This window comes from Streptomyces sp. STAM6 (assembly GCF_054963715.1).
Genome location: NZ_JBUEFZ010000006.1, coordinates 124064 through 149451, shown reverse-complemented (window position 1 = coordinate 149451; position 25388 = coordinate 124064). Strand labels below are relative to the sequence as shown.

Annotated in this window: 19 protein-coding genes and 1 pseudogene; 11 read left to right on the top strand and 9 right to left on the bottom strand. The window is 70.8% G+C overall.

All coding sequences use genetic code 11. The annotated features are described in order from the left end of the window. The first annotated feature begins 207 nt into the window (after positions 1-207). From ACY34K_RS10925 to ACY34K_RS10910, 4 genes are read left to right on the top strand one after another with little or no spacing between them, the layout of a single operon-like run. Positions 208-2826: an ATP-binding protein gene (locus ACY34K_RS10925; protein ID WP_462745979.1), complete on the top strand. Its 2619-nt coding sequence runs from the start codon at positions 208-210 to the stop codon at positions 2824-2826. Next, entirely contained in the window at positions 2823-3509 is a 687-nt protein-coding gene (locus ACY34K_RS10920) for a response regulator (protein WP_462745978.1), read from the top strand. The genes ACY34K_RS10925 and ACY34K_RS10920 overlap by 4 nt, the downstream gene beginning before the upstream one ends. Positions 3510-3542: 33 nt before the next feature. Beyond that, positions 3543-3941 (top strand): OB-fold nucleic acid binding domain-containing protein, encoded by a 399-nt coding sequence (locus tag ACY34K_RS10915; protein WP_462745977.1) that lies wholly within the window; start codon positions 3543-3545, stop codon positions 3939-3941. A gap of 3 nt (positions 3942-3944) precedes the next feature. Then, positions 3945-4706, top strand: a complete 762-nt coding sequence (locus ACY34K_RS10910) for a DUF3159 domain-containing protein (RefSeq protein ID WP_462745976.1) — start codon at positions 3945-3947, stop codon at positions 4704-4706. Positions 4707-5633: 927 nt separating this feature from the next. Here the strand turns inward: ACY34K_RS10910 and ACY34K_RS10905 are convergent. Both ACY34K_RS10905 and ACY34K_RS10900 read right to left on the bottom strand, forming a co-directional pair. Next, entirely contained in the window at positions 5634-6311 is a 678-nt protein-coding gene (locus ACY34K_RS10905) for a potassium channel family protein (RefSeq protein ID WP_462745975.1), read from the bottom strand. Then, entirely contained in the window at positions 6311-6979 is a 669-nt protein-coding gene (locus ACY34K_RS10900; protein ID WP_462745974.1) for a potassium channel family protein, read from the bottom strand. The genes ACY34K_RS10905 and ACY34K_RS10900 overlap by 1 nt, the downstream gene beginning before the upstream one ends. Positions 6980-7299: 320 nt before the next feature. On the opposite strand from ACY34K_RS10900, the gene ACY34K_RS10895 reads away from it, so the two are divergent. The 6 genes from ACY34K_RS10895 to ACY34K_RS10870 all read left to right on the top strand — a co-directional run bounded on the left by ACY34K_RS10895 (position 7300) and on the right by ACY34K_RS10870 (position 14511). Continuing rightward, positions 7300-9348: an APC family permease gene (locus ACY34K_RS10895; protein WP_462745973.1), complete on the top strand. Its 2049-nt coding sequence runs from the start codon at positions 7300-7302 to the stop codon at positions 9346-9348. Positions 9349-9424: 76 nt separating this feature from the next. Next, entirely contained in the window at positions 9425-10753 is a 1329-nt protein-coding gene (locus ACY34K_RS10890) for a class I SAM-dependent RNA methyltransferase (protein WP_462745972.1), read from the top strand. Between the two features lie 154 nt (positions 10754-10907). Continuing rightward, positions 10908-11534: a carbamoyltransferase C-terminal domain-containing protein gene (locus ACY34K_RS10885; protein ID WP_462745971.1), complete on the top strand. Its 627-nt coding sequence runs from the start codon at positions 10908-10910 to the stop codon at positions 11532-11534. Between the two features lie 640 nt (positions 11535-12174). Continuing rightward, positions 12175-12567 carry a hypothetical protein gene (locus tag ACY34K_RS10880; protein WP_462745970.1) on the top strand — a complete coding sequence of 131 codons (393 nt, stop codon included), beginning with the start codon at positions 12175-12177 and terminating at the stop codon, positions 12565-12567. Between the two features lie 436 nt (positions 12568-13003). Beyond that, complete coding sequence (locus ACY34K_RS10875; RefSeq protein ID WP_462745969.1) at positions 13004-13555, top strand: hypothetical protein; 552 nt, start codon at positions 13004-13006, stop codon at positions 13553-13555. A 44-nt stretch (positions 13556-13599) separates the two neighbouring features. Continuing rightward, positions 13600-14511, top strand: a complete 912-nt coding sequence (locus tag ACY34K_RS10870) for an aminoglycoside phosphotransferase family protein (RefSeq protein WP_462745968.1) — start codon at positions 13600-13602, stop codon at positions 14509-14511. 43 nt (positions 14512-14554) lie between these two features. On the opposite strand, the pseudogene ACY34K_RS10865 reads toward ACY34K_RS10870, so the two are convergent. The 7 genes and pseudogenes from ACY34K_RS10865 to ACY34K_RS10835 all read right to left on the bottom strand — a co-directional run. Then, a pseudogene (locus ACY34K_RS10865) lies at positions 14555-16660 on the bottom strand (acetoacetate--CoA ligase); the annotation flags it as partial. Positions 16661-16778: 118 nt separating this feature from the next. Continuing rightward, a complete protein-coding gene (locus ACY34K_RS10860) occupies positions 16779-17387 on the bottom strand; it encodes an RBBP9/YdeN family alpha/beta hydrolase (protein WP_462745967.1) in 609 nt (202 codons plus the stop codon). After that, positions 17384-18670: an MFS transporter gene (locus ACY34K_RS10855; protein WP_462745966.1), complete on the bottom strand. Its 1287-nt coding sequence runs from the start codon at positions 18668-18670 to the stop codon at positions 17384-17386. Before ACY34K_RS10855 ends, ACY34K_RS10860 begins: the two co-directional genes overlap by 4 nt. A gap of 93 nt (positions 18671-18763) precedes the next feature. Next, positions 18764-19681, bottom strand: coding sequence for a TauD/TfdA dioxygenase family protein (locus ACY34K_RS10850; protein WP_462745965.1), 918 nt, complete (start codon positions 19679-19681; stop codon positions 18764-18766). A gap of 205 nt (positions 19682-19886) precedes the next feature. Continuing rightward, complete coding sequence (locus tag ACY34K_RS10845; protein ID WP_462745964.1) at positions 19887-20861, bottom strand: quinone oxidoreductase family protein; 975 nt, start codon at positions 20859-20861, stop codon at positions 19887-19889. Positions 20862-20914: 53 nt separating this feature from the next. Beyond that, positions 20915-21973 carry a beta-keto acid cleavage family enzyme gene (locus ACY34K_RS10840; RefSeq protein ID WP_462745963.1) on the bottom strand — a complete coding sequence of 353 codons (1059 nt, stop codon included), beginning with the start codon at positions 21971-21973 and terminating at the stop codon, positions 20915-20917. A gap of 323 nt (positions 21974-22296) precedes the next feature. Then, positions 22297-23322, bottom strand: a complete 1026-nt coding sequence (locus ACY34K_RS10835; protein ID WP_462745962.1) for an AraC family transcriptional regulator — start codon at positions 23320-23322, stop codon at positions 22297-22299. A gap of 344 nt (positions 23323-23666) precedes the next feature. Between ACY34K_RS10835 and ACY34K_RS10830 the strand changes: the two genes are divergently transcribed. Then, positions 23667-25160: a long-chain-fatty-acid--CoA ligase gene (locus tag ACY34K_RS10830; RefSeq protein WP_462745961.1), complete on the top strand. Its 1494-nt coding sequence runs from the start codon at positions 23667-23669 to the stop codon at positions 25158-25160. Positions 25161-25388 lie beyond the last annotated feature (228 nt).

The following is a 25388-nucleotide window of genomic DNA, read 5'->3' as shown; positions in this document are numbered from 1 at the left end:
GAGCACCGGCGGGCCGACCGCGGCCCCCGCACCCGGGGGGCGCCCGCACCCCGCATCAGGATCGCGTCAAAGACGCCCCACAACCGCCCACCGTGTTCGGTTTGCCGGAATCGCTGGACGTAAGGTCGACGCTGCGCAGTCGGCACGGACCGGCACGACCGGTACGAGCGGGCTCGGCGCTGCGTGAGCGCGAAAGACAATGAGGGCATGGGACGCGGCAAACTCCGGATCTACCTCGGTGCGGCACCGGGCGTCGGCAAGACCTACGCCATGCTCGCCGAGGCCCACCGGCGCGCAGAACGCGGCACCGACTGCGTCGTCGCCTTCGTCGAACACCACGACCGGCCCCGGACCGAAGTCCTCCTGCACGGTCTGGAGCAGATCGGCCGCCGCACCCTCGAACACCGGGGCGCCGTGTTCACCGAGATGGACATCGACGCGGTCCTCGACCGCAGGCCCGCCGTCGCCCTGGTGGACGAGCTCGCCCACACCAACGTCCCCGGCTCGCGCAACACCAAGCGCTGGCAGGACGTGGAGGAACTTCTCGCCGCCGGCATCGACGTCGTCTCGACCGTCAACATCCAGCACCTGGAGTCGCTGGGCGACGTCGTGGAGTCCATAACCGGCGTACGGCAGCGCGAGACCGTCCCCGACGAGATCGTCCGCCGGGCCGACCAGATCGAACTGATCGACATGTCGCCCCAGGCCCTGCGCCGCCGCATGGCCCACGGCAACATCTACAAGCCGGACAAGGTCGACGCGGCCCTCTCCAACTACTTCCGCCCCGGCAACCTCACGGCCCTGCGCGAGCTGGCCCTGCTGTGGACCGCCGACCGCGTCGACGAGTACCTCCGGCAGTACCGCGGCGAGCACAACATCCGCAGCACCTGGCAGGCCCGTGAGCGCATCGTCGTCGGCCTCACCGGCGGTCCCGAGGGCCGCACCCTCATCCGCCGTGCCGCCCGCCTCGCCGAGAAGGGCGCCGGCGGCGAGGTCCTCGCCGTCTACGTCGCCCGCAGCGACGGCCTCACCGCCGCGTCCCCCAAGGAACTCGCCGTCCAGCGCACGCTCGTCGAGGACCTCGGCGGGACCTTCCACCACGTCATAGGCGACGACGTGCCCCCCGCGCTGCTGGAGTTCGCCCGCGGCGTCAACGCCACCCAGATCGTGCTCGGCTCCAGCCGCCGCAAGACCTGGCAGTACATGCTCGGCCCCGGCGTCGGCGCCACCGTCGCCCGCGACTCCGGACCCGACCTCGACGTCCACATCGTCACCCACGAGGCCGTCGCCAAAGGCCGCGGACTGCCCGGCGCCCGGGGCGCCCGGCTCGGCCGTTCCAGGATCGTCGGCGGCTGGCTCGTCGGCGTCGCCGGGCCCGCCCTGCTCGCCCTGCTGCTCACCCACATCGACGCCGACCTCGGCCTCGCCAACGACATGCTGCTGTTCCTGTCGCTGACGGTGGCCGCCGCACTCCTCGGCGGCCTGCGCCCCGCCCTGGCCTCCGCCGCCTTCGGATCGCTGCTCCTCAACTGGTTCTTCTCCCCGCCGCTGCACCGCATCACGATCGCCGACCCCAAGAACATCGTCGCCATCGTGGTCTTCTTCGGCGTCGCCGTCTCCGTCGCCTCCGTGGTCGACCTCGCCGCCCGCCGCACCCACCAGGCGGCCCGGCTCCGCGCCGAGTCCGAGATCCTCTCCTTCCTCGCCGGCAGCGTGCTGCGCCTGGGGGTCGCCCCGGCACAGCCCGGGGAGGAAACCGCCCTCGACGCCCTCCTCGAACGGGTCCGGGAGACGTTCTCGATGGTGTCCGTCGCCCTGCTCGAACGCACGAGTGGCGTCGACCCGTGGACGTGCGCGGCCGGTGTCGGCCCACGGCCGGTGACCCGCCCCGAGGACGCGGACGTCGACATGCCCGTCGGCGACCACCTGGCCCTCGCCCTCTCCGGCCGTGTCCTGCCCGCCGAGGACCGCCGCGTGCTCGGCGCCTTCGCCGCCCAGGCGGCCGTCGTCCTCGACCGGCAGCGCCTCGTCGGGGAGGCCGAGGAGGCCCGCAAACTCGCCGAGGGCAACAAGATCCGCACCTCCCTGCTCGCCGCCGTCAGCCACGACCTGCGCACACCCCTCGCGGGCATCAAGGCAGCGGTGTCCTCCCTGCGCTCCGACGACGTCGAATGGTCCGAGGAGGACCGCGCCGAACTGCTCGAAGGCATCGAGAACGGCGCCGACCGGCTCGACCACCTCGTCGGCAACCTCCTCGACATGTCGCGCCTGCAGACGGGCACCGTCACCCCGCTGATCCGCGCCATCGACCTCGACGAGGTCGTCCCCATGGCCCTCGGCGGCGTCCCCGACGGCAGCGCGGACCTCGACATCCCCGAAACGCTCCCCATGGTCGACGTCGACAAGGGCCTCCTCGAACGGGCCGTCGCCAACATCGTCGAGAACGCCGTCAAGTACAGTCCCGCCCACGAGCCCGTCCTGGTGTCGGCCAGCGCCATCGCCGAGCGCGTGGAACTGCGCGTCGTGGACCGCGGGCCCGGTGTCCCCGAGGACGCGAAGGAACGCATCTTCGAGCCCTTCCAGCGGTTCGGCGACGCACCGCGCGGCGCGGGCGTCGGGCTCGGCCTCGCCGTCGCCCGCGGCTTCGTCGAGGCCATGGGCGGCACCCTCACCGCCGAGGACACCCCCGGCGGCGGCCTCACCATGGTCCTCACCCTCCGGCGCGTCGCCGTCCCCGAACCGGCCTCCCCGGCCGCCGCCGCCCCCCGACCGGCCTCCCCGCCCACCGCCCCAGCCACCTTCCCAGAGAAAGCAGGATCCCCATGACGCGGGTGCTCGTGGTCGACGACGAGCCGCAGATCGTACGCGCGCTCGTGATCAACCTGAAGGCGCGCAAGTACGAGGTCGACGCCGCGCCCGACGGCGCCACCGCGCTCGAACTGGCCGCCGGCCGCCACCCCGACGTGGTCATACTCGACCTCGGCCTGCCCGACATGGACGGCGTCGACGTCATCAGGGGCCTGCGTGGCTGGACCCGTGTACCCATCCTCGTCCTCTCCGCCCGCCACACCTCCGACGAGAAGGTCGAGGCACTCGACGCCGGCGCGGACGACTACGTCACCAAGCCCTTCGGCATGGACGAGCTGCTGGCCCGGCTGCGCGCCGCCGTCCGCCGCGCCGAACCCGTCGGCGGTGGCGACGGGGACGTCGTCGTGGTCGAGACCGACGGGTTCACCGTCGACCTCGCCGCCAAGAAGGTCCACCGGGACGGCCGGGACGTCCGGCTCACCCCCACCGAGTGGCACCTGCTGGAGGTCCTCGTACGCAACGGCGGCCGGCTCGTCAGCCAGAAACAGCTGCTCCAGGAGGTCTGGGGGCCCTCCTACGGCACCGAGAGCAACTACCTGCGGGTCTACATGGCGCAGCTCCGCCGCAAGCTGGAGGCGGACCCCTCGCACCCCCGGCACTTCATCACCGAGCCCGGAATGGGATACCGCTTCGAGCGTTGATCCCTTGACAGTGGAGGCCGGTACGCTTTCTGTATGAGTGCTGCACCGCGTACAGAGAAGCCGGCCGGCCGTTTCCGCCGGATGCTCGACCGGCTGTCCAGCTCCCAGGGGGACATCGAGTCGGAGGAGCTCCAGGAGGACGCGGAGGCTTCGGGGTGCACCCGTATCTCCGACTGCGACGACCGGCAAATAGTGAAGGTGACTGGTACCTTGCGGACGGTCACCCTGCGTCCGCGGGCCGGCGTGCCCGCGCTGGAGGCGGAACTCTTCGACGGCACGGCCCCCCTGGACGTGGTGTGGCTGGGCCGGCGGTCCATCGTGGGCATAGAGCCGGGCCGTAAGCTCATCGCCTCCGGCCGCATCTCCATGAGCCACGGCCGTAGGGTGCTCTTCAACCCCAAATACGAACTCCGACCGCTCGGACAGGAGTAGCCGGTGACGTCACTCGACAAGCCGACCACCGATCAGGACGCCCAGGGCGACGGCGACACCGCCGGCCACGACGACCACGCCGCCAAGGCCGTGACGGAGGCCGCCCTGTTCGACGCCTTCGGCGGCGTCCGCGGCATGGTGGAGACGGTCCTCCCCGGCCTGCTCTTCGTCACGATCTTCACGATCAACAAGGACCTGCACATCTCGGCCATCGCGGCCCTCGGGGTGTCCCTGCTGCTCGTGGCCGTCCGCCTGATCCGGCGCGACACCGTGAAGCACGCCTTCAGCGGCGTCTTCGGTGTCGCCTTCGGTGTGGTCTTCGCGATGATGACCGGCAACGCCAAGGACTTCTACCTGCCGGGCATGCTCTACACACTGGGCCTCGGCGTCGCGTACATCGCTACCGCCGTGGCCGGCGTCCCGCTGATCGGCCTCATCCTCGGCCCCGTCTTCAAGGAGAACCTCTCCTGGCGGACCCGCAACCCGGGTCGCAAGAAGGCGTACACCAAGGCCAGCTACGCCTGGGGCCTGATCCTGCTCGCCAAGTGCGCGATCCTCTTCCCGCTCTACTGGTGGGCCGACACCACCCAGCTCGGCTGGGTCCTGGTGACCCTGAAGATCCCGCCGTTCCTGCTCGCGGTCTACCTCACCTGGGTCTTCCTGGCGAAGGCCCCGCCGCCGATCGACGTCTTCGCGGAGATGGAGGCGGAGGAGCAGGCGGAGAAGGAGCGCAAGGCCGCGGCCGCGCGGCAGACGGAGGTCTAGGGGCCCGTCCTGCCCCTGCCCGTGCGTCCCTGCCCCTGCCCCTGCCGAAACGGTGCACCGGCCCCCGACGGCGGGTCTCCTCGCGACTGCTGGGCGCACCCGGACCCGACCAGGGGCGCCCCTGCGCCCCTCGGGCCGTACGCGCGGCCGACGCTTCCGGGAACTCGGCCAGGCCCGCCCGTGGCGACGCCGGGCGTACCCGCTTCCTGGGTTCTCAGGGTTCCCGGCCGGGGCCCTACGTTCCTCCGGGGCCCGGCCACACGCACGGCTGTGCGGCTCAGGGCCGCAGGGCTGCCGAGCCAGCAGGCCCTGCCGGGCCGCGCGGCGCCTGCCAGTCTCGTGGGAGCTTAGGACCGCCGGGCCACAGGGCGCGCGGGTCGCGGGGCGCGCAGGACCACCGGGCCGGCTGGGTCGCGGGGCGCGCAAGCTGTCAGGCCCGCAGCGCCTGCCAGCCCCGTAGGACCGCTGGGCCACGGAGCCCGCACGCCCGTCGAGCCCGCACGACCGCCGGGCTGGCTACCTGTCAGGCCCCCAGGACCTGCGGGCCCGCAGGACCACCGCACCAGCCATCCGGCAGGCCCGCATCGCCGGCCAAGCCCCTGGGCCGCCGGGCCACAGGGCCCGCAGCGCCTGCCGAACCCGCAGGACCGCCGGTCCACTGCACCCGCATCGCCTGCCGGGCCCGCACGACAGCCAAAGGCCCGTAGGACCGCCGGCCCGCTGGGTCACGATCGCCCCGTGTCGCGAGGGTCACCACCCCCGGGGGCGGGCCGGTATGCCGAAAAGGCCCGACGACCGTGACGGTCGCCGGGCCCCTGCCGCTCTTGTGCGCCGAAGCACCGAAGCGCCAAAACGCCCGCGGCACCGAAGCACCGGCACCGAAGCGCCACGGCACCCGAGCGCCCTGGCGCCGTCGGCGCCGGGGGCTCAGCTCGTGGCGTCCTGGCGGCGGACCGACAGCAGGTCCTCCAGCTGCTCCTCGCGGGCCTGGGCCGCCACGAACAGGAGCTCGTCGCCCGCCTCCAGCGTCTCCTCCGGGCTGGGGGTGAGGACCCGAGAGCCGCGGATGATCGTCACCAGCGAGGTGTCCTCCGGCCACGCGACGTCGCCCACCTGCGTACCGGCGATCGCCGACTCCGGCGGCAGCGTCAGCTCGACCAGGTTCGCGTCGCCGTGGCTGAAGCGCAGCAGCCGGACCAGGTCGCCGACGCTCACCGCCTCCTCCACCAGCGCCGACATCAGACGCGGTGTGGAGACCGCGACGTCGACGCCCCACGCCTCGTTGAACAGCCACTCGTTCTTCGGGTTGTTCACACGGGCGACCACCCGCGGCACGCCGTACTCCGTCTTCGCGAGCAGTGACACGACGAGGTTCACCTTGTCGTCGCCGGTCGCCGCGATGACGACGTTGCAGCGCTGCAGCGCCGCCTCGTCCAGCGAGGTGATCTCACAGGCGTCGGCCAGCAGCCACTCCGCCTGCGGCACCCGCTCCACCGAGATGGCGGTCGGTGCCTTGTCGATCAGGAGCACCTCGTGCCCGTTCTCCAGCAGCTCGCCCGCGATGGATCGGCCCACCGCGCCGGCACCCGCAATAGCGACCCGCATCAGTGACCGCCCTCCTCAGGCCCTTCGGCGAACGCCGCCTCGACCTTCTCGATCTCGTCCGTACGCATCATGACGTGGACCAGATCGCCCTCCTGCAGCACGGTCTGCGAGGTCGGCAGGACCGCTTCGCCCAGCCGGGTGAGGAAGGCCACGCGTACGCCGGTCTCCTCCTGCAGTTTGCTGATCTTGTGCCCGATCCACGCCGGTGTCGTGTGCACCTCGGCGAGCTGCACACCACCGCTCGGGTCCCGCCACAGCGGCTCCGCGCCGGACGGCAGCAGCCGGCGCAGCATCTGGTCGGCGGTCCAGCGGACCGTGGCGACCGTCGGGATACCGAGACGCTGGTACACCTCCGCGCGCCGGGGGTCGTAGATCCGGGCCGCGACGTTCTCGATCCCGAACATCTCGCGTGCCACCCGCGCCGCGATGATGTTGGAGTTGTCGCCGCTGCTCACCGCGGCGAACGCCCCGGCCTCCTCGATCCCCGCTTCACGCAGGGTGTCCTGGTCGAACCCGACGCCGGTGACGCGCCGCCCGCCGAAGCCGGCGCCCAGGCGGCGGAAGGCCGTGGGGTCCTGGTCGACGACGGCGACCGTGTGCCCCTGCTGCTCCAGGGTCTGAGCGAGAGCGGCGCCCACGCGACCGCAGCCCATGATGACGATGTGCACGTCCGCTTACCCCGCACTCCTGGTCACTCTGCTGACCTGCGAAAACACCCTGCTCACTTCTTTCTCTCGGCCTGCCGGGCCCACGTGGGCAACAGCGTGCGGTGTTGCCTGATGACGAGCTTATGCCGGGACGGTGTTCTTGCCCGCATCCGAGGCACCACCGGCCCTTTCGGCCAATCTCCCGAAGGAAGACGCGTGAAACCCGGGCGTGGTCTCGGCCACAACCATGGTTGTCCTATGCGGTAGACCACACGGAGATTCCGTGCGCATGAGGGGTGGTGGGTGGGCGGGTCCGATTTCGAACGCTTACGATCCTCTCCGTGTCCAAACTGACCGACCTGCCCAAACGGATCCTGATCGGCCGTGCGCTGCGCAGTGACAGGCTGGGGGAGACCCTCCTGCCCAAACGCATCGCGCTCCCCGTCTTCGCCTCCGACCCGCTGTCCTCGGTGGCGTACGCACCGGGAGAAGTCCTGCTGGTTCTCTCCATCGCAGGTGTGTCGGCCTACCACTTCAGCCCGTGGATCGCGGTCGCCGTCGTGGTCCTGATGTTCACGGTCGTGGCCTCCTACCGCCAGAACGTGCACGCCTATCCCAGCGGGGGCGGCGACTACGAGGTCGCCAACACCAACCTCGGCCCCAAGGCCGGCCTGACCGTCGCCAGCGCGCTCCTCGTGGACTACGTCCTGACCGTGGCGGTCTCCATCTCCTCCGGCGTGGAGAACCTGGGTTCGGCCATTCCGTTCGTCGTCGAGCACAAAGTGCTTTGCGCCATCGGAATCATCGTCCTCCTCACCCTCATGAACCTCCGGGGTGTGAAGGAGTCGGGCAAACTCTTCGCGATTCCCACCTACGTCTTCGTCGCCGGCGTCTTCATCATGATCGCCTGGGGTGCGTTCAAGGGCATCGTCCTCGACGACACCATGAAGGCCCCCACCGCCGACTTCGAGATCAAGGCGGAGCACGAGGGTCTCGCCGGAGTCGCGCTCGTCTTCCTCCTCCTGCGCGCCTTCTCCTCCGGCTGTGCCGCGCTCACCGGCGTCGAGGCCATCAGCAACGGCGTCCCCGCCTTCCGCAAGCCGAAGAGCAAGAACGCCGCCACCACGCTGCTGCTCATGGGCGCCCTCGCCGTCACCATGTTCTGCGGCATCATCGGCCTGGCGATGGCCACCGACGTGAAGATGGCCGAGACCCCCGCCCACGACCTGCTGCGCAACGGCGTCCCGGTCGGTGAGGACTACGTCCAGAACCCGGTGATCTCCCAGGTCGCGGCCGCCGTCTTCGGAGACGGGACCTTCTTCTTCGTCCTGCTCGCCGCGGCCACCGCCCTGGTGCTGTTCCTCGCCGCGAACACCGCGTACAACGGCTTCCCGCTCCTCGGCTCGATCCTCGCCCAGGACCGCTACCTGCCGCGCCAGCTGCACACCCGCGGCGACCGGCTCGCCTTCTCCAACGGCATCGTGCTCCTGGCCGGCGCCGCGATTCTGCTCGTCTGGCTCTACGGCGCCGACTCCACGCGCCTCATCCAGCTCTACATCGTCGGCGTGTTCGTCTCCTTCACGCTCAGCCAGACCGGCATGGTCCGGCACTGGAACCGGCACCTGAAGAACGAGCGCAACCCCGCCGTACGCCGCCGTATGATCCGCTCCCGAGCGATCAACACCTTCGGCGCCTTCTTCACCGGCCTGGTGCTGGTCGTCGTCCTCGCCACCAAGTTCACCCACGGCGCCTGGGTCGCCCTGCTGGGCATGGTCATCTTCTACGGGACCATGACCGCGATCCGTAAGCACTACGACCGCGTCGCGGAGGAGATCGCCGCTCCCGACCAGCCCACCGACGACACCGCCCGCCCGTCGCGGGTCCACTCCATCGTCCTGGTCTCCAAGCTCCACCGGCCCACGCTGCGGGCCCTCGCCTACGCCCAGCTGATGCGCTCCGACAAACTGGAGGCGCTCAGCATCAACGTCGACCCGGCCGAGACCAAGGCCCTCAGGGCCGAGTGGGAACGGCGCGGCATCAACGTCCCGCTGAAGATCCTCGACTCGCCCTACCGCGAGATCACCAGGCCGATCATCGAATACGTGAAGGGCCTGCGCCGCGAGAGCCCACGGGACGCCGTCAGCGTGATCATCCCCGAGTACGTCGTCGGCCACTGGTACGAACACCTGCTGCACAACCAGAGCGCCCTGCGCCTCAAGGGCAGGCTGCTGTTCACGCCCGGTGTGATGGTCACGTCCGTCCCCTACCAGCTCCAGTCCTCCGAGCTGGCCAGGAAGCGGGCGAAGAAGCGCCAGGAATGGAACGCCCCGGGCGCCGTGCGACGCGGCCCCGTCGACGAGCGACCCAAGCAGTCCTCCACCAAGGGCTGAGCGCTCCCCCGGGCCACGTAGACTGGTGGGCTGCCACTCCGGCAGCCCACTTTTCTATCCCTGGAGCCACCCCGCCATGCCGAACGCACCTGAGTCCTCGCTGATCGGGGAGGAGTACGAGGTCGAGGTCGGCCCTGTCGCCCACGGCGGCCACTGCATCGCGCGCACCGACGAGGGCCGCGTCCTGTTCGTCCGGCACGCGCTGCCCGGCGAGAAGGTCGTCGCCCGCGTCACGGAGGGCTCCGCGGACTCCCGCTTCCTGCGCGCCGACGCCGTACGCGTCCTCGACGCCTCCAAGGACCGGGTCGAGGCGCCCTGCCCGTACGCCGGCCCCGGCAAGTGCGGCGGCTGCGACTGGCAGCACGCCAAGCCCGGCGCCCAGCGCCGCCTCAAGGGCGAGGTCATCGCCGAACAGCTCAAGCGCCTCGCCGGCCTCACGCCCGAGGAGGCCGGCTGGGACGGCACGGTCATGCCGGCCGAGGGGGACAAGCTGCCGGCCGGCGAGGTGCCCGCGTGGCGCACCCGCGTCCAGTACACCGTCGACGCCTCGGGCCACGCGGGCCTGCGCCGCCACCGCTCCCACGATGTCGAGCCGATCGAGCACTGCATGATCGCCGCACCCGGCGTCTCCGAACTCGGCATCGAGCAGCGCGACTGGACCGGGATGGCGTCCGTCGAGGCCATCGCCGCGACCGGCTCGGGCGACCGCCAGGTCGTCCTCACCCCGCGCCCGGGCGCCCGCCTCCCCATCGTCGAGCTCGACCAGCCGGTCTCGGTCCTGCGCATCCACGAGAAGGACGGCAGCGTCCACCGCGTGCACGGCCGCCCGTTCGTCCGCGAGCGCGCCGACGACCGCACCTACCGCGTCGGCAACGGCGGCTTCTGGCAGGTCCACCCGAAGGCCGCCGACACCCTCGTCCGCGCGGTCATGCAGGGCCTGCTGCCCCGCAAGGGCGACACGGCCCTCGACCTCTACTGCGGCGTCGGCCTCTTCGCCGGCGCCCTGGCCGACCGCGTCGGCGACAAGGGCGCGGTGCTCGGCATCGAATACGGCAAGCGCGCGGTGGAGGACGCCCGCCACAACCTCCAGCACTTCGACCGCGTCCGCATCGAACAGGGCAAGGTCGAGTCGGCCCTCCCGCGGACCCGCATCACCGAGGTCGACCTGATCGTCCTCGACCCCCCACGCGCGGGCGCCGGCAAGCAGACGGTCGCCCACCTCGCCTCCCTCGGCGCCCGGCGCATCGCCTACGTGGCCTGCGACCCGGCGGCCCTGGCGCGCGACATCGCGTACTTCAGGGAGGGCGGATACAGGGTGCGGACGCTGCGAGCGTTCGACCTGTTCCCGATGACGCATCACGTGGAGTGCGTCGCGATCCTTGAACCGGTGCGGGAAGGCTCATGACCTGCGGTTTTGTCGGTGCGCATTATGTGTGTTGTGGGCGTTACGGGCGATATCTCGACGCTGAAATGACGCTCGTGACGCTCGTTTGACGCACGCCCTGGTACCTTTGCTGATAGGCCGTCAGGGGCTTCTGAGGGCTCACCGCGGCGCCTCTGTGGGGTGCAGCGGAGGACGGTCGAGGACGGCCGGGTGGCTGGACGAGGGCGCCGTCGCCGGCTGGTTCCAGGGGCGTATGGAGTTCGGCCCCCGGGCACTGGGCGCCAGGTCGATCCTGGCTGACCCGCGGCGGGCGGAGATGCGCGACCACATCAACGCCCTCGTGAAGAAGCGCGAGGCTTTCCGGCCCTTGGCACCCGCCGTCCCGGCCGAGCGCTGCGCGGAGTTCTTCGAGCTCTCGACAGCCTCGCCATTCATGCTCGACACCGCGCCGGTTCGCGACCCGGAGGCGCTCCCCGCGATCGCGCACGTAGACGGGAGCGCCCGGGTCCAGACGGTCGACCGGGCCGACCACCCGCGCTTCCACGGCCTGCTCACTGCCTTCGGGCGCCGGACCGGCTATCCGGTCCTGCGCAACACGTCGTTCAACATGCGGGGTGAACCCATCGTGTCGAGCCCGGCAGACGCGCTGGCCTGCCTTGTCCGGTCACGTCTGGACGTCCTTGTACTGGCCGACCTCGCCGTCCGCTCGTCCGACCTGCCGCCGTCCTGGTTCTCCCGCGTCGACCGGCAGTCGTCGTACCGGCAACCAGTCATCCGCGATGACGTCTACACCTTCCTCTGAGCCGGCGAGGAGCCGACCATGCCCGACAATACCCTCAAACTGCGTTCGGACAACCTGGCGCGCCTCCTCTCGGACGAGCGCGGGTCCGAGGTGCTGGCCGAGCTGCGGAAGCTGTGGCTGGAGACGGCGGCAGAGGCCGCGCCCGAGACCACCGACGTCTCGGTCGGGGGCGACGTCGTGGGCGCCTGGGAGATCCTCGCCGGACCGGGCGGCCCGGCACTGCGCCGGCGTCGACTCGGCCCCGACGAGAGCCGCCGGTGGGCGGAGGTCGACCGGATCCCGGCCGCCGACGGTGTCCGGCGGGTTGTGCTGCTCGGAGAGTCGAGCGCCCGGGATTTCCTGCTCGACCCTGTGCTCACCCCGGCCCTCGCACTGGAGCGGCAGTTGAACGCGTCCGGCGACGCCTACCAGGTGGTGGACCTGGCACAGACCGGCGCCGACCGGCACGACCTCGTGGAGACCGTGCTGCAACTGCCGTGCTTGGAGCCGCATGTCATCGTCATTACGCCGGCAACAACTGGATGCGTTCGCGGCAGACCACCGCCGATCTCGATGCCCTGGCGGCAGGACTTCGCGCCGGCGGCTACCCGGCGATGCGCCGTGCCTAGCAGACCGGGTCGCCGGGCCCGGCGTCGAGCAGGTGCTCGACAGCCTCGCCGAGGTCGCCGAGGCCTGCGCCGCCGAGGTGATCGTGGTGGTTCCCGAGTTCAACCTCCGGGGCTGGTCGCCCGACCCGGGACTGGAGCTGCCGCCGGTGTCGCCCCGCGACCTGTCGGCGTGGGTGGACCACCGTAGGGCGGCCGAGACGGCCCTGGCCGTCGGCGACGCCGACGTCGTGCTCCGGGTCACCAAGGAGATGGCCCACCTCGACCAAGGGATGAGTCCGGTCACGGGCTGGCTGCGGGCGCGGGCCGCGGGCGCGGCCGGTCGTCCGGAACTGGAACGACAGGCCCTGGAGGAGTCTCGGGACGCGGTGTGCGGGCTGTTCGGTGCCCATGCCCCCGGGTCACCGAGGGCATCCGCGGCGCCCTGATCGCAGGGGCGGCCCAACGGAATTTCGGATGCGTCGATCTCGCCGAGCCGCTGCGAACCGGTCCCGATGCCCCGGCACCCGATCCGGACTTCTTCCTCGACTACTGCCATTTGAGCAGCACGGGCATCGAACTGCTCGCAGCCGCCCTCGCCGACGCTGTCGCGGGCCGGCAACCGGGGACCACCCGGCCGTCGGACGTCCTCTCCGCGGCGGACCGCGCCGTCGGGGACCTTCTCGCGGCCGTCCACAACAGCTACTACGACCAGGAACCGGGGCACGTAGAACGGCCGGTCCGGCGTGCCGTCCGGACGCATCCGGAAGGGCGCGGCTGTGCCGAGGCGCTGCTCCGGCTGCTCGAGGGCACCGGGCCGGTGTGGAGCGGCGAAGCCGTCGGCCCTCTGCTCGCACATCCGCACGCGGCACGTACCTCGAACCCATGCTGTCGCGGGCCGCGGAGCTGCTGGGCATGTGGAGCGTGCGCGCAGCCCTGATTGCCGCTGTGGGGAGCGGGCCGGTCACGGCGCCGGCCCGGAAGGGGATCGACTTGCTCCGCACCACGGAGAAGGGGTTCATCGACGGCGCCTTCCGGACCGTCAACCACCACTTGCCCGAACGCGCCTTCTTCCAGGCTTTCGGGTGTGGGTCGCGGTTCGGGTTCCGGCTGGGCGAGGTGGCCCCCGGCCGACTGCGGTTGACCTACCGTGTTCCGGCGGCCGTCCGGCTGGACTCCCGGGTCGAGGTCGCTGTAAACGGACACCCGGTGTCCGGGCTCGCGGTGGCTCCCACGTGGACGGCCGCCACGGTGGTGATCCCGCACGGTTTGCTCCGGGAGGGGATCAGCGACGTGGAGTTCCGTTGGCCCTGCGGGGGCGCCGACTGGCCTTCCCGGCAGGTCTCCGATGCCCGGGATCTCGCGCTCGGAGGTCATCCCGTCGTCCTGGCAGTCCAGGGCGAGCTGTTCGATCTCCTGCTGGAGTTGGAAGGCTGATCCGGCCGCCCCACCCGGCCGTTCCCCACGGGTTCTGTGGTTCGATGAGAGATGGGAGATCAGGTATGGAGATCGTGGAGATCGACGAGCAAGCGGTGCGCTCCCTGCTCCGGGAACAGCACCCGGATCTGGCGGGGCTGGACCTCCGGTTCGCGGCCACCGGGTGGGACAACCAGCAGTGGCGGCTCGGGGACGAGCTTGCCCTGCGCCTGCCGCGCACCTCGCGGGCCCCGGAGTTGCTCCGGAAGGAGCAGCAGTGGCTGCCCTTGTTGGGACCGGGCCTTCCCCTCACGGTGCCGGCTTTGGTGCGGACCGGTGAGCCGTCCGAGCTGTTCCCGCGCCCGTGGAGCATCGTGACATGGGTTCCCGGCGAGCCCGGCGACCGTGCCACGATCACCCGCGACCAGGACGCCGCGGACGCGCTGGCCGCCTTCCTCACCGCGCTTCACCGGACGGCGCCGGCCGGAGCACCGGGGAGCGCGAACCGCGGTGTCCCGCTCGGCATCCTCAGGGAGGAGTTCGAGCAGCGTTTCCAGCCCTTCGCTCTCAGTGAGCGGGCGAACGCGGTGCGCGATGTCTGGGAGCGGGCGGTGGCGGCCCCCGCCTGGCAGGGCGCGCCGAAGTGGCTGCACGGTGACGTGCACCCGGCCAACGTCGTCGTCTCGGACGGCACACTCTCGGGTGTGATCGACTTCGGCGAGCTCTGCGTCGGCGATCCGGCGACCGATGTCGCGGGTGCGTGGCTGCTGCTCCCCGACGGCGCGGACCTGCGGTTCCTCGCCGACTACCCGTACGCGGACGAGGCGATGATCCGGCGGGCCCGCGGTTGGGCTGTCCTGAAGGCCCTCTCTCTCGTCGCCATCGGGCACGCCGGGGAACGGGGCCTGCCGGGTGGGAAGCGGACCTGGGGAGCGGCGGGCCGGGCGGCGATCGACCGGCTTCTGGCCACCGGCTGATCCACTGGACCACATTCCGTTGCCCGAAGTACTCCTCCAGGGATGTGACGCAGTCGGACAGGTGGGGGAGCGCGTGCAGTTCCTGCATGAAGTACCGGGCGGCCGTGCGCAACGAGGTGTCGGCCAACGCCGCGAGCACGCTCCCCCGCAGGGACTCGGGCGAGCACTCCGACCAGTCGAGGACGACCCCGACGCCGGCGTCCCGTAATCGCTCGGCGTTGAAGAACTGGTCGCTGTGGAAGGGAGTCAGGTGGAGCGGCACCCCGCGGACGAGGGCGTTGGTCACGGTCCCGAAGCCGCCGTTGGTCACCACCAGGTCCGCACGGTCGAGGTGGCGCTCCAGCGCCACGAAACCCAGGATCTCGGACTCGGGGAACGCATCGGCGAGGTCCGCCCGGTCCGCGTCCGGCACTGCCGCGACGACCCGGGCGGGCGCGCCCCGCAGCCCGTGGAGGATCCGCCGGAGGAAGTCGCGGTGCGGCACCCCGGCCGTGGTCCCGAGCGTGACCAGGACGATGGGCACTCCGCCCGCTCCGCGGACCGCCGCGGACGGCGGTTCGGGGAGCGTGGGGCGGAAGAACCGGATGTTCGGGACGAGTGTGGCCTGCGGGCCGTAGAAGCGGGGAAGGGCGAACGACACACCCATCGTGGGGATCTGCGTCGCACTCTCCCGGTCGGCCGGCAGCCCCAGCTCCACGCGGAGCTCGGCAGTAAGCGCCGCCTCGGCGGCGACGTAGCTGCGTCGGTAGCGGGTGCCGTCGGGGTCGTCGACGAAGCGGAGCGGCATGGACGGCAGCGGGGCGGTCACCACCAGCTCACCCTGTTCGCCGGTGAGGGGCTCTCCGGCGTCGTCCCATGACGCCAGCGCGACGCCGAGCGAGGGGCACGGGATCCGGCGGACCCGTACCGGCAACAGCGGGGAGCCACCGGCCAGTACGGAGCAGATGTCGGTCCCGCCGCAGATGGACTGGAGCCAGACGCCGGGGGCGAGACGGTCGTGGACCCAGCGCCAGGTGCTCGGGGCCAGGGCCGACCCGGTCTGGAGGATGGAGCGCAGCGCGCCGAGATCGGCGTCGGCGGCGGGATCGGTGCCGGACTTCTCCACGGCCGCGAGGTAGGCCGCGCCCACCCCGACCATCGTCGCCCGTGTCTGTTCGGCGACGCGCCAGGCTCCGCCCACGTCGGGGAAGGTGGGGCTGCCGTCGTACAGGACGATCGTGCTGCCGTGCAGCAGGCCGCCGACGAGGAAGTTCCAGACCATCCAGCTCGTGGAGGTGAGGAACAGGTACCGGTCCTCGGGGCGCAGGTCGGCACCGAGACCGAGCGCCTTGAGCAGTTCCACCACGATGCCGCCGTGGCCCTGCACGATGCCCTTGGGCACACCGGTGGTGCCTGACGACCACAGGATCCACAGCGGGTGGTCGAACGGTACGTCGGCGAAGACGAGCGGCTCGTCGGCGGGCGGCAGCGCGGACCAGACGTGCTGCTCGACGTCGGGCCGCGTGGACCACGCCCCGGAGGAGGGGAAGAGACGGTCGACGGCCAGGAGATGACGGACCGTCGGCAGTCGGTCCAGGAGTTCGGCGACCGCGGGGCGCCTGTCGTACTCCTTGCCGCCGTAGCGGTAGCCGTCCGCTGCGACCAGGACGCTCGGCCGGGCCTGCCCGAGCCTGGCGAGGACACTGGGTGTGCCGAAGTCGGGTGAGCAGGCCGTCCATGCGGCGCCGACGGCGGCGGTGGCCAGGAGCGCCACCACCGCCTGGGGGATGTTGGTCAGGTATCCGGCGACGCAGTCACCGGGCCCCACCCCCATTCGCCGCAGGGCCGCCGCGACGTCGGTGACGTCGCGTCGCAACTGCTCCCACGAGATCTCGACGGGGGTGCCGCCCTCCGCCACGGCGACCAGCGCCGGACGCGTGTCGGTGGCCTGAGCGAGGCACCGCTCGGCGAAGTTCAGACGTGCGCCGGGAAACCAGGAGGCTCCCGGCATCGATGCGTCGGTCAGTACCTCGTCGTAGCGGGTGACGGCGTCGAGGCCGTAGAATTCCCACACCGCCGACCAGAACCCGGGCAGGTCGGTGGAGCTCCACCGCCACAGCTCGGCGTAGTCGGCGAAGCTCAGCCCCCGGACCTCCTCCAGCCATTCCATGAAGCACGCGACGTTGGAGTCCTCCAGCTCGCGGCGACCGGGTGACCACAACAGGTCGGTGTCCGTGTTCATCGTTGCCTCTCCGGGGGCCGCGCGGTGGGTGGGAGTGCCTACGGGCCTATGCGGCCGGCTTCGGATCCGTACGGGACCAGCCGTGCTCGAGCGCCTCGACGCACTCCTCGGCTCCGGGCCATGGGCCGTGACCCGAGGCGGGGTTGAGGTGTCCGACGTCGCCGAGTTCCACAAGGCGGCTGCCCCAGTTCCGGGCCAGCTCCGCGACGCGTTCCAGGGAGCCGAGAGGATCGGTCGAGCTGGCCGCGACGATGCTGGGGAAGGGGAGGGGGCGGCGGGGGACAGGGGTCCAGCCGAACTTCTCCAGCTCGCCCGGGGTGGGGTAGCCGTCCGGGAGGGGTGTGTCGAAGTCCGGGGGCGTGGCCAGCAGGGCGCCCCGGACGTCCGCGCTGTGCCGTTGGGCCCACTGCACCGTGGTCATGCAGCCCGCGCTGTGGGCGACCAGCAGGACCGGTCCGGTGATCTGCGCCATCATCTCCACCAGGTTGGCGACGTGGGAGTGGCGGCTGAGACGGTTCCCCGTCAACGGTGGAACGGTGGACACGGTGCGGCCGGCGTCGGTGAGCCGCTGGGCCAGCAGCGTCTGCCAGTGCTCCTCGACATGGTCGCGCATGCCGGGGACGATCACGACCGTGGGTTGTGTGGTCGGGCTCATGCGGACACCTCCGACGGTTCCCTGGGCTCCGCCGCCGGGGCGAGGCCGGTGAGGCGGCGCAGATCACGTTCGTACCAGCGGCGGCCGATCAGGAAGGCCACCGTGGCCCCGATCGCCACGAGGGGGACGAACTGCAGCGCGCGGAGCAGGCCGAGCCGGTCCGCCAGGAACCCCGTCACGGCCGGGCCGGGGGCGAGACCGAGCAGGCTCTGGGCCAGCGTGAGGGTGGCGAACGCTGTCGCGGCGACGGCCGCGGGCGTCAGGTTCGCCACCATGGCCGCCCCCGGCCCGGCCGTTCCCGCGCACAGCAGGGTCCCCAGGGCCAGCACCAGCAGCTGCACAGGGCCGGCCGGCAGGCGGAACGTGATCATCAGCAGGATCAGGGATCCCATGCTGCAGCTGATGGCGACAGCCCACTTCCGGACCGGGGACCGTCGGCTGAGCCTGTCCGACGCGATCCCGCCGAGGATCATGCCGACTCCAATGACAAGGGCGAAGAGACCCGCGGTCGCCCCGGCTTTCGCGGGGAGCATGTCGTAGTAGCGGTTGAAGTAGCTGGGCAGCCAGGCGATGAGCGAGCCCGCGATGAACAGCTGCAGACCGCTGCCGATGTAGGCGCTGACCACGGAGACGGAGGAGAACAGGCGGGGCAGCAGGGTCCTGAGCTGACCGCGTGCGGTGCCGCTGTCGCCGGTGTCGGCCGATTGCCCCTGCGGCGTCAGTTTCCTCTCCTTGACCACGATCGCGTAGATCAGGGCGAGCACCAGGCCGAAGACGCCCATCACGCCGAACGCCCAGCGCCAGCCGAACTGCTGGGCGACGGCGCCGCCGATCGCCACTCCCAGGACCGAGCCGAAGGCACCCCCCGCGATGAAGGCACCGGAGAGGGTGGCCCGCATGGCGACGGGGAAGATGCTCAGCACGACGGCGATGCCGACGCTTCCGTAGGCCGCCTCGCCTATGCCGACGAAGAGCCGGCCGAGGAACATCTGGCCGTAGCTCGCTGCCACCGCGCAGCCCAGGGTCGCCAGGCTCCACATCGTCGCGGCGATGACCAGGGACTTCACCCGGCCCCAGCGGTCGGCCATCAGCGAGAGGGGGAAAGTGAGGAGGCCGACCATCAGTGCCACGATGCCGCTGAGCGAACCCAGTCTCGCGTCGGACAGCAGCCATTCGGCCTTCAGCATCGGGAAGACGGCGTTGAGCACCTGTCGGGACATGTAGTCGGACAGCAGGAGCCCGAAGCTCAGCGCGAAAACCACCCAGGCGTAGCGCCGGGACACGGGCCACCCCGAGGAGGCAGTGGCCCCCGGGGCGGAGTCCGCAGCGGTGTGAAACCCCATTGTCATCACCTCGACTGCTTCTGAAGGGAAGGGTCAGAACGGTCTGTCGCCGACGATTCCCGCGCGCTCCATCTTGCGGACGGCGGGCCAGTAGTCCTGGACGGCGTAGTGCTGGGTGGAGCGGTTGTCCCAGATGGCCACGCTGTTCTTCCGCCAGCGGAAGCGGACCTGGTACTCGGGGACCGCGGCCTGGCTGATCAGGTAGTTCAGCAGGAGGTTTGCCCCGGGCGCGTAGTCCTGGCCGAAGCGGACGTTCTGGGGCGTGTGGTAGTTGACGAAGTGGGTCGTGAAGGCGTTGACGAAGAGGATCTTCTCGCCGGTCTCGGGGTGGGTGCGGACCACCGGGTGCTCGGCGTCCGGGAACTGTGCCTTCAGGGCGTGGCGCTTCTCCTCGGGCATGACGGCGCCGAACGTCGCCTCGATGCTGTGCCGGGCGCGCAACTCCGCGATCTGCGTCTTGAGGTGCTCCGGCAGGCGGTCGTATGCCTCGGCCATGTTGACCCAGATCGTGTCGCCGCCCACCGGAGGTGACTCGACGCAGCGCAGCACGGCTCCCATGGACGGGTTCTCGCGCCAGGTCCCGTCGGTGTGGAGGGCGTTCTCGTAGTGCTCGGCCGGACTGTCCAGGTCCTTGTAGATACGGACCAGACCCGGGTGATCGGGGTCGCTTCCGGCGACGGGGTGGTCCTCCAGCTCACCGAAGCGCCGGGCGAAGGCGACGTGTTCGGCGCGGGTGATGTCCTGGTCGCGCGCGAACAGGACCTTGTACTGCAGCAACAGGCACTTGATCTCGGCGAAGAGGTCTTCGTCACGGGCGGCGTCGGCGAGACTCACGCCGGAGATCTCGGCGCCGATGGTGCAGGTCAGCGGCTCGACCTCGATCGAGCTGCGGAGCACGCCCGGGCGCACCAGGGCGGGAGCGGGTTCGTTGGGGCGGAGGGTCTGGGGCATGGTGCACACTCCTGAGGTGAAGGTCACTCCTGGGATGAAGGCCGGTCTCGGGTCGGTGGTCGGTCCGGGACGAAGGCCGGTCCCGGGTCGGTAGTCGGTCCGGGACGAAGGTTCCGGGTCGGTAGTCGGCTGTCCGGGACGAAGGCCGGTCCCGGGTCGGTGGTCGGTCCTGGACGAAGGCCGGTCCCGGGGATCAGGTGGCTGTTCAGACAAGGAGGACGGAGGATCCCGTGGTTCGTCCGGCTTCCAGATCGAGATGTGCCTGTGCCGCGTCCTTGAGGGGGTAGCGCTGATTGATCTCGATCTTGATGCGTCCGGAGGCGACATGGCCGAACAGTTCGCCTGCCAGGGAGTCCCGCTCCGCGGGGTCGGCGATGTAGTCCGCCAGCGCGGGGCGGGTGACGAACAGGGAGCCGCTGACGGCGAGTTGCATGGCGTCGATCGGCGGCACGGGGCCGGAGGCGGTGCCGAAGCAGACCAGCAGACCGCGGCGCTCGAGCGAGGCCAGCGAGCCGGCGAAGGTGTCCTTGCCGACGCTGTCGAAGACGACCGGCACTCCGGCACCGCCGGTCAGCTCCCGCACCCGCTCGGCCACGTTCTCGCGCCGGTAGTAGACGATGTGCTCGCAGCCGTGGGCCCTGGCGACCTCCGCCTTCTCCTCGCTGGAGACCGTTCCGATCACGTGGATGCCGAGCAGCCTGGCCCACTGCGAGACGATGAGGCCGACGCCCCCCGCCGCCGCGTGGAGCAGCACCGTGTCACCCGCCTTCAGCGGGTGGATCCGGCGCAGCAGGTACGCCGAGGTGAGCCCGCGCATGGTCATCGCGGCGGCGGTCTCGCAGCCGATCTCGTCAGGCAGCTTGATCAGGTGCGAGGCGGGCATGACCCGTTCCGTGGAGTAGGCGCCCAGCGGGCTGCCGGTATAGGTCACGCGGTCGCCCTCGGCGACATGTGTGACGCCCTCGCCGACGGCTTCGACCACGCCGGATGCCTCGACGCCGATGCCGTCGGGCAGCCGGACCGGGTAGAGACCCGTACGGAAGTACGTGTCGGCGAAGTTGAGGCCGACGGCTGTGTGCCGGACGCGCACCTCGCCCGGACCGGGGGCGCCCACGCTGACCTCCTCCCATGTCAGGACGTCAGGGCCACCGGTTTCGTAGAAGCGGACGGCGTGTGCCACGGGTTGCTCCGATCGCTCGTGTGTGGGGACTCGTGTCTGGCGCGGATGCCGGGTCAGCTCGTGAGGTCGCGCAGCATGAAGCCGCGCCGGCCGGGCAGGCGGTTCGGGACCATGCCCAGACGGGCGAGGGTCTCGTCGGCGTCCGCGTAGTGCTCGCCGATCTTGTAGATCTCCTTGGCCTCCGGGCCGGTCGCGATGTCGCGTCCGAGGGCGTCCGCGATCTGGACCATCTGCTCGATCTGCTCGACGGACGACATCCGCTCGCCCTTGCGCCGCCACAGGTTGTCCTCGTTGCCCACCCGGACGTGCACGCCGAGGGCGATGGCGATCGCGTTCATCGGCGCCACCGCGCGCATGGAGCTCTCGATGGTGAGGACCGCGCCGTCCGGGACGCGGCGGATGAACTCGATCAGGTCGGCGGGGTGCCGACCGGCGAAACCGCCGCCGATCGCCACGTAGTTGAGGACCAGGGGGCCGGTGTGGATGCCGGCGCGTATGAGCCGCTCGACGGTCTCCAGTTGGGCCATGGTGGCGAGCTGGAAGTGCGGCTGGATCCCGCTTTCCTTCAGGCGCTTGAGGTGTTCGAGGTAGAAGTCCGGGCCGGCCTCGACGACCATGTCCCGGTAGGCCCGGTAGTACTCCGGCTTCGCGATCGAGGTGCCCTCCAGGTCGTCGTCCGTCATGATCTCGACGATGTTCATCTGGCTGGTGTTGATCGCGATGGTCACCTGGTCCGGCGCGGGGGTGAGGTCGGCCAGCAGGTGGCGGGTGTCGTAGCTGAGCCACTTGGCGTCGGCGCCCTCGCCCTCGGGGGCGAAGGAGATCGACCCGCCGATCTGGAGGACCATGTCCGGCACGGCCTCGCGCAGCCGGCCCATCAGCTCGTTGAACATGGACATCCGCTTGGAGCCCTTGCCGTCGAGCTCGCGCACGTGGATGTGGAGAACCGTGGCCCCGGCGTTGTAGCAGTCGACGGCCGCCTGGACGTGCTCGTCCATGGTCAGGGGCAGGTCGTCGGCGTCGCCGGGCAGCCATTCCGGCCCGTACGGGGCAGCCTGGATGACCAGCTTCTCCTGGTTCTCGGGGAAGAGCGAGTCGTCGTGGAAATGCACGGTCCTTCTCCTTCGCGTACGGATGATCACTCAACGTGTCCACCGGCGTCCGTGGTGTCGGGCACTCGGACGGCAGAGAGTGAAGTGGGTCGGGGAGAACGTCGGGCGCACAAGCCCGGTTGCGGACGGCCGGCCCGGAGGGGAGCGTGCTGCGGGGGAGTGGCCCGGCTCCCCTCCGGGGGGCGACCACCTTGTGTGCGGTGCAGCCAAGGTAGAGCGGGGCGAACCCGGCTGCTTGACCCGTGGTGACGGGCGACTTGTCATTTGGGGACAGTCGGGCCCGGCGGCGGAGGCGCCGACCGTGTGTCGTCCCGTCGTGCCAGTCAGCCCCGGCCGGGGTCCTGCTCCCGTGCCTTCTCCTTGCGCCACTCCCTCGGGCTGCACCCGAACTGCTCGCGGAACCACCGGGAGAACGCGCTCAAGGACGAGAAGCCCAGGAGGTCGGAGACTTCCGTGAGCGAACGGCGGGGACTGGCCACGACCTGCTCCGCGAGCCGCATCCGCGTAGCGTTGAGCAGCGACGAGAACGTCTCTCCCGAGTGCGCCAGATGACGGTGGACGGTGCGCCGGTCGACGCCGAGGCTGCGGGCGACCTGCTCGATCGAGCATCGGCCGGTCGGCAGCAGGGCCTCGATGAGCTCGCGCACCCGGTCCGCCACCGAGGTGTCCCGGGGAGCGGCGGCGATGGCGTCGAAGTACTGCCGGGCGTAGTTCCGGAGCTGCGGGTCCGCCATGGCGTTGGGGGCGTCGAGGTCGTCGGCGTAGAAGACCATGCCGTCGAATTCGCGATCGAATTCGAGGCCGGGGCCGAACAGGCGGCGGTGCCGGGCGGAGTCCGCCGGAGCGGTGTGGGCGAACCACACCGAGAGCGGTTGCCACCGTGCGTCGAGGAATCCCCGCAGAATGCGGGTGAAGGCACCCACGACCAGTTCCGTCGCCTGCCGGGCCGGCGTCGTCTCACCGAGCCGGAGGTCGACCTTGAGGGTGGCCAGGCCGTTCCGCTCGGACAGCCGCGTGTGCAGGAGTTCGTTGTACATGTGCTCGTGTCGGAGCAGCAGTCCCAGCGCACTGCGCACGTCGGGCTCCTCGCGGACGACCAGGCTGATGGGGCCGAGGTTGGAGAAGCGCCGGAGCTCCGCCATGCGCAGGCCGAAGTCGTCGTGGTGCGAGGCGGCCGCTGAGAGTTCCAGCAGCCGGACGGCGGCCGGGCCGGAGATCCATCGGTCCTGGACGGCGAGGTCCGCGGTGTCCAGATCCACGCGCTTCATCAGCCCGTGCGGGTCGATGCCGAGGGACCGGCTCAGCTCGACGTAGCCGTTCAGCGCCGCGGTACGGACAAGGGGCCTCATGGCGTACTCCAGGGACTAGGTCCCGAGAAGTTAAGTATTCCGTCCCGTCCCGTCAAGCAGGGAGTGTGCGCGGACCCTAGCATCCCCTCAGCGCCGCCCCGGCGAACGGTTTCGTCGCGGCGGACGCCCCCGGGGCGAGGCAGGTCCGGCGGACCGGGACGGCCCGTCACCACACGGAGGCGATCATGCCCGATATAGCGGATTAAGGGATATGGCGTGGTAGCCCTTCACGGGCCCGGCCGTCCGGCCCCGGAGCCTGCGGACCACCCGCCCCGGCACCGGAAGCCCCGACCGTCGCCGGCACCGTGCCGGCGGCTGAGCCGAACAGAATGGAGACTGCCGACATGACCAACCTCGCCGCATTCCTGGTGAACTCCGCGGCGGCCTGTCGCGACCACGTCGCCGTACGCCACGACGACACCACCCTGACCTACGCCGAACTGGACGACATGAGCGCCAGGTTCGCCGCGGTGCTGCGGGAACGTGGTCTGCGGCCGGGGGACCGCGTCGCCATGACCATGCCGAACGTGCCGCTGTTCCCCGTCGTCTACTACGGGATCATTCGGGCCGGGGGCGTGGTCGTGCCGATGAACCCCCTGCTCAAGTCGCGTGAAGTGGCCTACGTCCTGCGCGACTGCGGGGCCCGCGTCACGGTGACGTTCCCGCTGTTCGCGGAGGAGGTGGCGAAGGCCGCCGCCGAGGTCGGGGCCGAGTGCCTGGTGACGGAACCCTCGGCGTTCCACGACCTGCTGACGGCCGTCGAACCGCTGTCCGGCATCGTCGACCGGGCGGACGACGACCCCGCGCTGATCCTCTACACCTCGGGCACCACCGGTACGCCCAAGGGAGCCGAGCTGACGCACCGCAACCTGGTCTCGAACACGGCCACCACCGCCGAGACGCTGTTGCACCTCGGCCCCGACGACGTCCTGTTCGGCGGCCTGCCGCTGTTCCACGCGTTCGGGCAGACATGTGCGCTCAACACCGCCGTGGCCGCGGGAGCGACGCTGACGCTGCTGCCGCGGTTCGATCCGCAGCGGGCGCTGGAGATCATGCACCGTGACGGGGTCACCGTCTTCCTCGGCGTCCCCACGATGTACTCGGCGCTGCTCCACGCCGAACTCCCCGACGGTTTCGACGCCTCCCCGCTGCGCGTGGCCGTCTCGGGCGGCGCCGCGATCCCCGTCGAGGTGCTGCACGGATTCGAGCGGCGTTTCAGCGCCACCGTGCTGGAGGGCTACGGCCTCTCCGAGACCTCGCCGGTGGCCTCCTTCAACCACCCGGACCGCCCCCGCAAGGCCGGCTCCATCGGGATGCCGATCCGCGGGGTCGAGATGAAGCTCGTCGCCGAGAACGGCTCCGAAGCGGGACCGGGCGAGGTCGGCGAGATCGCGATCCGCGGTGAGAACGTGATGAAGGGGTACTTCAACCGTCCTGAGGCGACCGCGGAAGCGGTCCGCGACGGATGGTTCCACACCGGCGACCTGGCCCGTGTCGACGAAGAGGGGTTCTACTTCATCGTCGACCGCAAGAAGGACCTGATCATCCGCGGCGGCTACAACGTGTACCCGCGGGAGATCGAGGAGGTGCTGTACGAGCACCCCGCCGTCGCCGAGGCCGCGGTCGTCGGCGTGCCCCACGAGGTGCACGGCGAGGAGATCGCGGCGGTGATCATCCTCCGCGGCGGCGCCCGTGCGACAGCCGAGGAGATCCGCGACTACGTCAAGGAGCGAGTGGCGGCGTACAAGTACCCGCGGATCGTGACCTTCACCGCGGAACTCCCCAAGGGTCCCACCGGCAAGATCCTCAAGCGCGAGATCGTCGTCACCGCACCCTGAGGTCGTTCTGTGTACGGCGGGTCCTGCACATGTCGGCGGGGCAAGCCGGTCCGGAAGCGGGCGACCCGGGTAAGCGGACGGCGGCCCACTCGATCGTGTGCCGCAATCGCGTCGCTGCGTGGGTGGCAAGCTCGCGGAGGGTCGGTGGAAGATCTTGGCCGCCGCGATCACCGCGGTCACCCGGAAGAGCTCCTGCCGGGCGGTGACGGCGACCAGCACTCCGCCGAG